8 protein-coding genes are annotated in these 9,225 nt (G+C 52.2%); 7 read left to right on the top strand and 1 reads right to left on the bottom strand.

From position 1 onward, the window contains the following. Nucleotides 1–53: 53 nt before the first annotated feature. Nucleotides 54–482: an organic hydroperoxide resistance protein gene (locus tag J2Z70_RS30205; protein WP_209879063.1), complete on the bottom strand. Its 429-nt coding sequence runs from the start codon at nt 480–482 to the stop codon at nt 54–56. 148 nt (nt 483–630) lie between these two features. Here J2Z70_RS30205 and J2Z70_RS30200 point away from each other — a divergent pair, with 148 nt between their 5' ends. The 7 genes from J2Z70_RS30200 to hslV all read left to right on the top strand — a co-directional run bounded on the left by J2Z70_RS30200 (nt 631) and on the right by hslV (nt 9,213). After that, a complete protein-coding gene (locus J2Z70_RS30200; protein ID WP_209879061.1) occupies nt 631–1,101 on the top strand; it encodes a MarR family winged helix-turn-helix transcriptional regulator in 471 nt (156 codons plus the stop codon). A gap of 414 nt (nt 1,102–1,515) precedes the next feature. Continuing rightward, nucleotides 1,516–2,673 carry an ADP-forming succinate--CoA ligase subunit beta gene (gene sucC, locus J2Z70_RS30195; protein WP_036724647.1) on the top strand — a complete coding sequence of 386 codons (1,158 nt, stop codon included), beginning with the start codon at nt 1,516–1,518 and terminating at the stop codon, nt 2,671–2,673. A gap of 35 nt (nt 2,674–2,708) precedes the next feature. Then, on the top strand, nt 2,709–3,638 hold the full coding sequence (gene sucD / locus J2Z70_RS30190; RefSeq protein ID WP_036692470.1) for a succinate--CoA ligase subunit alpha: 930 nt from the start codon (nt 2,709–2,711) through the stop codon (nt 3,636–3,638). A 265-nt stretch (nt 3,639–3,903) separates the two neighbouring features. After that, nucleotides 3,904–5,022 (top strand): DNA-processing protein DprA, encoded by a 1,119-nt coding sequence (dprA, locus tag J2Z70_RS30185; protein ID WP_209879058.1) that lies wholly within the window; start codon nt 3,904–3,906, stop codon nt 5,020–5,022. 99 nt (nt 5,023–5,121) lie between these two features. Further along, nucleotides 5,122–7,218: a type I DNA topoisomerase gene (gene topA, locus J2Z70_RS30180; protein ID WP_036724648.1), complete on the top strand. Its 2,097-nt coding sequence runs from the start codon at nt 5,122–5,124 to the stop codon at nt 7,216–7,218. A 23-nt stretch (nt 7,219–7,241) separates the two neighbouring features. Beyond that, nucleotides 7,242–8,630: an FADH(2)-oxidizing methylenetetrahydrofolate--tRNA-(uracil(54)-C(5))-methyltransferase TrmFO gene (gene trmFO / locus J2Z70_RS30175; protein WP_209879056.1), complete on the top strand. Its 1,389-nt coding sequence runs from the start codon at nt 7,242–7,244 to the stop codon at nt 8,628–8,630. 40 nt (nt 8,631–8,670) lie between these two features. Next, entirely contained in the window at nt 8,671–9,213 is a 543-nt protein-coding gene (hslV, locus tag J2Z70_RS30170; RefSeq protein ID WP_036724650.1) for an ATP-dependent protease subunit HslV, read from the top strand. Nucleotides 9,214–9,225: the final 12 nt, after the last annotated feature.

The following is a 9,225-nucleotide window of genomic DNA, read 5'->3' as shown; positions in this document are numbered from 1 at the left end:
CGGTATCGTCCTTTAAAAGGACGGCAATGCCGTTTCCACTTGTGAAGCTATTCTTACAGCACGTTCAATTCAACTTCGATGTTACCACGGGTAGCGCGGGAGTAAGGACATGCGCCATGAGCTTCTTCTACCAGCCGTTCAGCGGTCTCACGGTCAACACCCTTGACCAGAACATCCATCTTCACGGCAATGCCGAAGCCGCCGTCTTCCACTTTGCCGAAGCTGACAGTAGCCGTTACTTCAGAGCCTTCGATCTTTACCTTGCCCATACGTGCAACCATATTCAGAGCGCTGTCGAAGCAAGCGGAATATCCGGCTGCGAACAGCTGCTCAGGGTTCGTGCCTTCACCGCCGGCGCCGCCCATTTCGCGTGGTGTGCTGATCGCAAGATTCAACTTAGGGCTGTCGGATTCGATAGAACCCTGTCTGCCGCCTACGGCTTTTACGGTTGTTTCGTACATTTTCTGTTGGATGGTCATCATATTAAATCGCTCCCGTTCGTTTTCAAATTGTATTGTACACAACTAAATTTAACACAATTAAAATAAAAGTCAATCTATTTTCCGCTATTAACATGATATTGTGGATGAATTGTGATAAACTAATGTCACAAAGGCAGGTGAAGAAGAAATGCAAAAAGAATCCACTACAACCCCTGAGCTTATGCTGGAGAACCAGCTCTGCTTTACGATTTATGCCTGTTCGCGTGAATTTACGAAGCTATACCAGCCTCATCTGGATAAGATCGGACTAACGTATTCGCAGTATCTGGTTATGCTCGTCCTGTGGGAGAGACAGCAATGTACAGTCAAGGAGCTGGGTGAAGCTTTGTTCCTCGATTCAGGCACGCTGACTCCGCTGCTTAAGCGGCTGCAGGCTGCAGGACTAATTTTGCGTGAACGTTCTTTGCAGGATGAGCGGAAGGTGCTGATTTCATTAACACCCCAAGGCTTGGCGCTGCGGCATGATGCTATGGGCATTCCCGGCAAAATGGCAGAAGGCACGATGCTCTCTCCGGTAGAGTTCATAGATTTGCTGGGGCAGTTCAAAAATCTCCTGAACCGGGTGCATGAAGCTAACGTTAGCAATTCGAAATCGTAGTCTCGCTCCCATATAAGAGTATAGGTTTCACCGTCCTGAATAAGGGCGGTAAAGCCGTTTAAGCATGGATGTCAATGCAATCGTTCGCATTCCGGCATGAAACCGAGCGAATATGTATGTATAAATAGTGAAAGTTTTTAAGGAAAGCGCTTATAAAACATGTTACAATATTCTGGGTTTCACATTCTGGCATATAGGTAATTATAGATATCACTATTGTGATAGGTTCTATATGCTACTTGCAGAGAACTGTATCGTGTGCAGCTATATAGATCAGGCGCAGGTTCTCTGCTTGTACCGGGATATTGCCGGTTAACAACCGGTCTGGCCCCGGCTTTGGACAATCAAAACGGAATGCGGAATGACCGCAGGCTACCTGCACAGGTCACCGCAACACTTTAGGAGGCTTCCGGAATGAATATCCACGAGTATCAGGGAAAAGAAGTACTTAAGAAGTATGGCGTAGCCGTACCGAACGGAAAAGTTGCTTATACAGTGGACGAAGCCGTAGAAGCTGCCGCAGCGCTGGGTACACCTGTGGTTGTAGTCAAAGCGCAGATTCATGCTGGCGGACGCGGCAAAGCCGGTGGCGTCAAGGTGGCGAAGAACAGTGATGAGGTTCGCGCGTATGCGTCCGAGATCCTCGGCAAGACACTGGTGACCCATCAGACGGGACCCGAAGGCAAGGTAGTGAAGCGGCTGCTGATTGAAGAGGGCTGTCAGATTGTCAAAGAATATTATATCGGTCTGGTTGTGGACCGCGCTTCCGGACGGGTCGTCATGATGGCATCCGAGGAGGGCGGTACGGAGATTGAAGAGGTGGCAGCTACACATCCCGAGAAGATTTTTAAGGAAATCGTTGATCCGGCGGTTGGGCTTCAGACCTTCCAGGCGCGTAAACTGGCTTACAGCATTGCCATTCCTCCCGAATTGGTGAACAAAGCGGTCAAGTTCATGCAAGCGCTATATCTGGCTTTTGTGGATAAAGATTGCTCAATTGCAGAGATCAACCCGCTGGTCGTTACTGCAGACGGTAATGTGATGGCGCTTGATGCCAAGCTTAACTTCGATTCCAACAGCCTGTTCCGCCACAAGGATATCCTGGAGCTGCGTGATCTGGACGAAGAGGATGCCAAAGAAATCGAAGCGTCCAAATTCGACCTCAGCTACATCGCACTTGACGGCAACATCGGCTGTATGGTGAACGGGGCGGGCCTGGCGATGGCGACTATGGATATCATTAAATATTATGGCGGCGAACCGGCCAACTTCCTCGATGTAGGGGGCGGTGCGACGACTGAGAAGGTAACGGAAGCTTTCAAAATCATCCTGTCCGATGACAAGGTGAACGGTATCTTTGTTAATATTTTTGGCGGCATTATGCGTTGTGATGTCATCGCTACCGGTGTAGTCGAAGCGGCAAGACAGCTTGGCTTAACCAAGCCGCTGGTCGTACGTCTTGAGGGCACGAATGTGGCACTGGGCAAGGAGATTCTTGCCGGCTCCGGACTGAATATCGTTGCTGCTGATTCCATGGCGGACGGTGCCCGCAAAATCGTTGCTCTTGTGTAATATTCGACAATAAAAGTGAGGATGTGACCTATCGCATGAGCATTCTTGTAGATAAAAATACGAAAGTCATTACCCAGGGAATTACCGGTGCTACGGGTTTATTTCATACAAAAGGCGCGCTGGACTACGGTACTCAGATGGTTGGCGGTGTAACACCGGGCAAGGGGGGCACTACGGTTCAGATTACCCTGGACAACGGTACCGAGAAGAGTCTGCCTGTCTTCGACACGGTTGTTGCCGCCAAAGCAGCCACTGGTGCAACTGCAAGTGTCATTTACGTTCCGCCTGCTTTTGCCGCAGATTCGATTATGGAAGCGGTGGATGCGGAGATGGACCTGGTCATTTGTATCACAGAAGGCATTCCGGTGCTGGATATGGTCAAAGTGTCCAGATACATGGAGGGCCGCTCCACAGTGCTGATCGGTCCCAACTGTCCGGGTGTCATCACGCCTGGAGAATGCAAAATCGGCATTATGCCGGGTTATATTCATAAGCCGGGATATGTCGGTGTAGTCTCCCGGAGCGGGACCTTGACCTATGAGGCTGTGCATCAGCTGACGGAGCGCGGAATCGGCCAATCCTCAGCGGTGGGCATCGGGGGCGACCCGGTGAAGGGCTCGGAGTTCATCGACATCCTGAAGCTTTTCAATGAAGATCCGGGCACCAAGGCTGTCATTATGATCGGTGAGATCGGCGGGACGGCAGAGGAAGAAGCTGCGTTGTGGATCAAAGAGAACATGACCAAGCCGGTAGTCGGCTTCATCGGCGGGGTTACGGCACCTCCGGGCAAACGGATGGGTCACGCCGGGGCAATTATTTCAGGCGGTAAAGGGACGGCGAGCGAGAAGATCGCTGTGCTGGAGTCCTGCGGCATTAAGGTAGCGCCAACGCCTGCTGAAATGGGCTCTACCCTCGTCAGTGTGCTTGAGGAACGCGGCATCCTGAATGCCTTCACCACCCACTAGGGCGCTTCTTACGCTAGTTCGAAATGTTTTGGGGTCCCCCAAAGTACCTGAGTTATCATCGAAGCTAAATCTCCACTTTGTGGGGTTGTTTTGTCACAGCTTTTCCTGCCGAAGCAGGTATAATGAATATTGAAGGTAAGCAACCTTTTGTCCCGGATTACGCGGATGAAAGGTTGCTTTTTTTGGTTTAAGTCAATTTGGTTTAAGTCAATTCGATTTAAGACAATAAGGAAGGCTGGCCCTTCCGCACGGGGAGAGAATACATATGGAAATTCAGGAGCTGTTGTTCGGTCTGCATGAGATGGAAGGGATTGGCTGGAAAAGTATCGACAAGATCCGCCGGGCAGGTCTTTTGACGAATGCTGTCTTCTCCTGTTCTGCCGAGGAGTGGGAACGGGCTGGAATCAGCGGTGTAATATCCGCCCGGCTGGCGGCAGACTTCAATGAAGCATGGGTGCTGAAGCGCCGCTCTTTAATGGAAGAAAGCGGTGTAGCGATGGTCACTATTCTGGATGATCACTACCCAGTACAGCTAAGGGAAACCCCTCAGCCGCCTTGGGTATTGTACTATCGTGGCCGTCTGGAGCTGGCTTCCTGTCCCTCTGTTGCTATGGTGGGGACCCGGGTGCCTACCGCTTATGGGCGCAGGGTGGGGGAGATGCTGGCGGGACAGCTAAGTGCAGCCGGTCTCACGGTTGTAAGCGGCCTGGCGAGGGGGATTGACAGTGTCTGTCATGAAGCGGCGTTAGGCGGAGCAGGAGGGACCATTGCGGTGGTGGCAACCGGCTTGGACAAAGTCTATCCTCCGGATAACCGTGAGCTGGAGCGGCAGATTTCGCGGGAAGGGCTGGTTCTTAGCGAATATCCTATCGGAACTCCGAGTCATCCCGGATTATTCCCGCAGCGCAACCGGATTATCGCTGGCTTGTCGCTGGGAACACTGGTGGTGGAGGCAGACAGCCGCAGCGGGTCCCTGATCACCGCCGATGCTGCGCTTGAAGCAGGCCGGGATGTGTTTGCCGTGCCGGGGCCGCTGACCTCTCCCAAGAGCAGAGGGGCACTGGAGCTGATTAAGCAAGGTGCGAAGCTGGTAACCTGCGCCTCAGATATTGTGGAAGAATACGTCTCCAGCCTGCCTTCCAAGGGGGCTGCATCAGCTTCAGCAGGCGCTGTAGAGCGGGAGAGTCCAGCCGATCTGATGGAAAAGAAATTGACAAGTGAGGAGCTGCACCTTTACCATATACTGCATCAAGGCCCGTTTACACTCGATGAGCTGCTGGTGTCAACGAGGTGGGATTTTGGACATTTGCATTCAGTTCTGTTATCTTTAATCATAAAAAAAGCGGTAACACAATTACCGGGTGCAATTTATAAGGTAATTTAATATAGAAGTAACTGTGGTAAGCATAGACTTCCTGGTGCAGCCGGGTCCTAGGACTGGTTCAGGAGGTGATCTGCTTACGAACTTTTGGGAGGAAAACCTATGGCAGATGCGTTGGTTATTGTAGAATCACCATCAAAAGCAAAAACGATTGGTAAATATCTGGGCAGCAAATATATTGTTAAGGCATCAATGGGGCATATCATAGATTTGCCAAAAAGTCAGATCGGTGTGGATGTGGAGAATCAGTTCAATCCCAAATATATAACGATCCGCGGCAAGGGCTCTATCTTGAAGGAACTTAAGGATGCCAGCAAAAAAGTGAAAAAAGTCTATCTCGCAGCTGACCCGGACCGCGAAGGGGAAGCTATTGCCTGGCATTTGGCAAATGCGCTGAATTTGGATAATACACAGGAATGCCGCGTGGTCTTCAATGAAATTACCAAGCAGGCGGTAAAGGATGCCTTCAAGACACCGCGCAAAATTAATATGGATCTGGTGAACGCCCAGCAGGCGCGGCGGATTCTGGACCGGCTTGTCGGTTACAAGATTAGCCCACTATTATGGAAGAAAGTCAAAAAAGGCCTCTCCGCCGGACGGGTACAATCGGTAGCGGTCAAGATTGTTATGGACCGGGAGAATGAAATTTCTGAATTCATTCCTACAGAATACTGGAGCATTACTGCCCGGCTGGCGATTCGGGATTCTGAATTCGAAGCCAAGTTCCACCGGCTGAACGGCGAGAAGAAGGAACTGGGTCAAGAGAGCGATGTGCAGGAAGTGCTGGAAGCGATTAAGAACGCGGCCTTCCAGGTCAAAGAAGTGAAAGAGAAGGAGAGACAGCGGCATCCATCCGCTCCGTTCACGACTAGCTCACTGCAGCAGGAGGCTGCCCGTAAGCTGGGCTTCCGCGCCTCCAAGACGATGTCTGTTGCACAGCAGCTCTATGAGGGAGTGGAGCTGGGCAAGGAAGGCACTGTCGGTTTAATCACTTATATGCGTACAGACTCCACGCGTATATCCACTACCGCACAGGATGAAGCCAAGGAGCTGATCCAATCCAAATACGGTGAGAAGTTCATTCCCGAGACGCCGCGTCAATATTCCAAGAAGGCTGCGGGCGCCCAGGATGCGCATGAAGCGATCCGTCCGACCTCTGCGCTGCGTGAGCCGGATACGGTCAAGGAATTCATGAGCCGTGATCAATTCCGGCTGTATAAGCTCGTATGGGAGCGCTTTGTGTCCAGTCAGATGTCTTCCGCGCTGCTGGATACGTTGTCGGTAGATATTACAGCCGGTACAGCGATATTCAGAGCGGTAGGGTCTAAGGTCTCGTTCCCGGGCTTCATGAAGGTGTATGTGGAAGGCAATGATGACGGCACAACAGACGAAGAGAAGTTCCTGCCGCCGCTTAAGGCGGGCGATGAGCTGGTGAAGCGAGAGATTGAGCCGAAGCAGCATTTCACCCAGCCGCCGCCAAGATATACAGAAGCCCGTCTCGTCAAGACGCTTGAGGAATTGGGCATAGGCCGTCCAAGTACGTATGCGCCGACCCTGGAGACGATCCAGAAGCGCGGGTATGTGGCGATTGAAGAGAAGAAGTTCATGCCGACTGAGCTTGGAGAGCTAATCATAGAGCAAATGGAAGAGTTCTTCCCGGAAATTCTCAATGTGGAATTCACCGCCCATATGGAAGGGGACCTTGACCATGTGGAGGAAGGCGCGGAGGATTGGGTGAAGGTACTGGCCGAGTTCTATGAATCCTTTGAGAAAAGACTCCTATATGCGGAAGAAGAAATGAAGGAAATCGAGATTGAAGATGAGGTCTCCGATGAGCTGTGTGAGAAATGCGGCAAGCCGATGGTCTATAAGCTGGGCCGGTTCGGCAAATTCCTGGCCTGCTCCGGATTTCCGGAATGCCGCAACACCAAGCCGATCATTAAGGATATCGGTGTAAGCTGTCCGAAATGCCATGAAGGCAAGGTAGTGGAGCGGCGCAGCAAGAAGGGGCGTGTCTTCTACGGCTGCGACCAATATCCGGGCTGTGACTTTGTCTCCTGGGATAAGCCGTCAGTGAAGCCGTGTCCGGCTTGCGGCTCCTGGATGATCGAGAAGCGCAACAAGCAGGGAACCAAGCTGCAGTGCACCTCATGCGATCATACAGAGGCTGTAATCGAGAGCGACGAGTTAGCAGAATAATAGGGTTACAGGAGGAACGGAAATTGACAGAAAAAGCACAAGTAACCGTTATCGGAGCAGGTCTGGCCGGAAGTGAAGCCGCCTGGCAGATCGCTTCGCGCGGAGTTCCGGTCAGATTGTATGAGATGCGTCCGGTCGTGAAGACACCGGCGCATCATACAGATCAGTTCGCCGAGCTGGTCTGCAGCAACTCACTGCGGGCGAATGGCCTCGGAAATGCAGTGGGTGTACTTAAAGAAGAAATGCGGCGTCTGGGCTCTCTGGTACTGGGTGCAGCCGACAGGCATGCCGTTCCGGCGGGAGGCGCTCTTGCTGTTGATCGGGACGGATTCTCCGGTGAAATCACGTCCATGCTGCATAACCACCCTTTGGTGGAAGTCATAAACGAAGAACTTACGCATATACCGGAGGAAGGGATTGTTGTTATTGCCACCGGGCCGCTGACTTCACCCTCCCTGTCCTCGGAGATCAAGGGACTGCTTGGCGAAGAGTATTTTTATTTCTATGATGCAGCGGCTCCGATTGTAGAGAAAGACAGCATCGATATGAGCAAGGTCTATCTGGCCTCCCGCTATGATAAAGGCGAAGCCGCCTATCTGAACTGTCCGATGACGGAAGAGGAATTCGATATTTTTTATGATGCGCTGATCTCGGCTGAGACGGCTGCACTCAAAGATTTTGAGAAAGAGATTTACTTTGAAGGCTGTATGCCGATTGAAATTATGATGAGACGCGGCAAGCAGACGGCATTGTTCGGCCCTATGAAGCCTGTAGGACTGCTCAATCCTCACACGGGCAAGCTCCCTTACGCGGTTGTGCAACTGCGCCAGGACAATGCTGCCGGTACGCTGTATAATCTGGTCGGCTTCCAGACCCATCTGAAGTGGGGCGAGCAAAAACGGGTATTCTCACTCATTCCTGGCCTGGAGCAGGCGGAATATGTGCGATATGGGGTCATGCATCGCAATACCTTTATTAATTCCCCTAAGCTGCTGCAGCCCACTTACCAGATGAAGGGCCGGGAGAGACTGTATTTTGCCGGCCAGATGACCGGGGTGGAAGGGTATGTAGAATCTGCGGCTTCCGGTATGATCGCCGGTATGAATGCAGCGAGAGCAGCGCTTGGCGAAGAGAGCCTGATCTTTCCCGAGGACACGGTGCTGGGCAGCATGCCCGCCTATATTACTTCGGCAGATCCTGAACACTTCCAGCCGATGAATGCCAACTTTGGCCTGCTGCCGAAGCTTGAGACACGGTTCCGCAGCAAAAAAGAAAAGAACGAACGTCTGGCTTACCGGGCGCTTGACAGCCTTGCTGCTTATGCTGCAGCCCATGAATTGAAGTATGTTGAGCCGGAGCCGGTGGATGCTGAGCCGGCAGAAGCGGATAGTCCTGCACAACCGGCACAATAGGTTCAGTCCTGTATTACCTAATCTGAGGAGGGTGCTCATCATGTTACCCAGCTTTCATGCAACTACGATTTGTGCGGTAAGACATAACGGCCATGCGGCGATTGCCGGTGACGGCCAGGTTACATTCGGAGAGAGTGTCATTATGAAGACGACGGCCAAGAAGGTCCGCCGCCTGTACAGAGGTCAGGTCATTGCCGGGTTTGCAGGCTCTGTAGCTGATGCGATTACGCTGTTCGAGAAGTTCGAGGGGAAGCTTGAGGAGCACCACGGCAATCTGCAGCGGGCAGCGGTGGAGCTGGCCAAGGATTGGCGCCAGGACCGCATTCTGCGCAAGCTGGAAGCGCTCATGATCGTAATGGATAAGGAAGGCATGCTGCTGATCTCCGGCAATGGTGAAATTATCGAGCCGGATGATGATGTACTGGCGATCGGCTCCGGCGGTAACTTTGCGCTGGCTTCCGGGCGGGCGCTCAAGCGCCATGCCTCCCATCTGGGTGCCGGTGACATTGCCAGAGAAGCGCTGCAAATTGCCTCCGAGATCTGTGTATATACCAATTCCAATATTATTGTCGAAGAGTTATAGGCAAGGTGCCAT

Origin of the sequence: Paenibacillus silagei (assembly GCF_017874735.1) — a bacterium.
Lineage (GTDB): Bacteria > Bacillota > Bacilli > Paenibacillales > Paenibacillaceae > Paenibacillus_AQ > Paenibacillus_AQ silagei.
The sequence above is the reverse complement of the archived record's forward strand: the minus strand, read 5'-3'. Positions and strand labels throughout refer to the sequence as shown.

Bases quoted from the DNA above. Each gene is read 5' to 3' on its own strand.
- J2Z70_RS30205 (WP_209879063.1), bottom strand. From the start codon at position 482: ATGATGACCATCCAACAGAAAATGTACGAAACAACCGTAAAAGCCGTA.
- J2Z70_RS30200 (WP_209879061.1), top strand. From the start codon at position 631: ATGCAAAAAGAATCCACTACAACCCCTGAGCTTATGCTGGAGAACCAG.
- sucC (WP_036724647.1), top strand. From the start codon at position 1,516: ATGAATATCCACGAGTATCAGGGAAAAGAAGTACTTAAGAAGTATGGC.
- sucD (WP_036692470.1), top strand. From the start codon at position 2,709: ATGAGCATTCTTGTAGATAAAAATACGAAAGTCATTACCCAGGGAATT.
- dprA (WP_209879058.1), top strand. From the start codon at position 3,904: ATGGAAATTCAGGAGCTGTTGTTCGGTCTGCATGAGATGGAAGGGATT.
- topA (WP_036724648.1), top strand. From the start codon at position 5,122: ATGGCAGATGCGTTGGTTATTGTAGAATCACCATCAAAAGCAAAAACG.
- hslV (WP_036724650.1), top strand. From the start codon at position 8,671: ATGTTACCCAGCTTTCATGCAACTACGATTTGTGCGGTAAGACATAAC.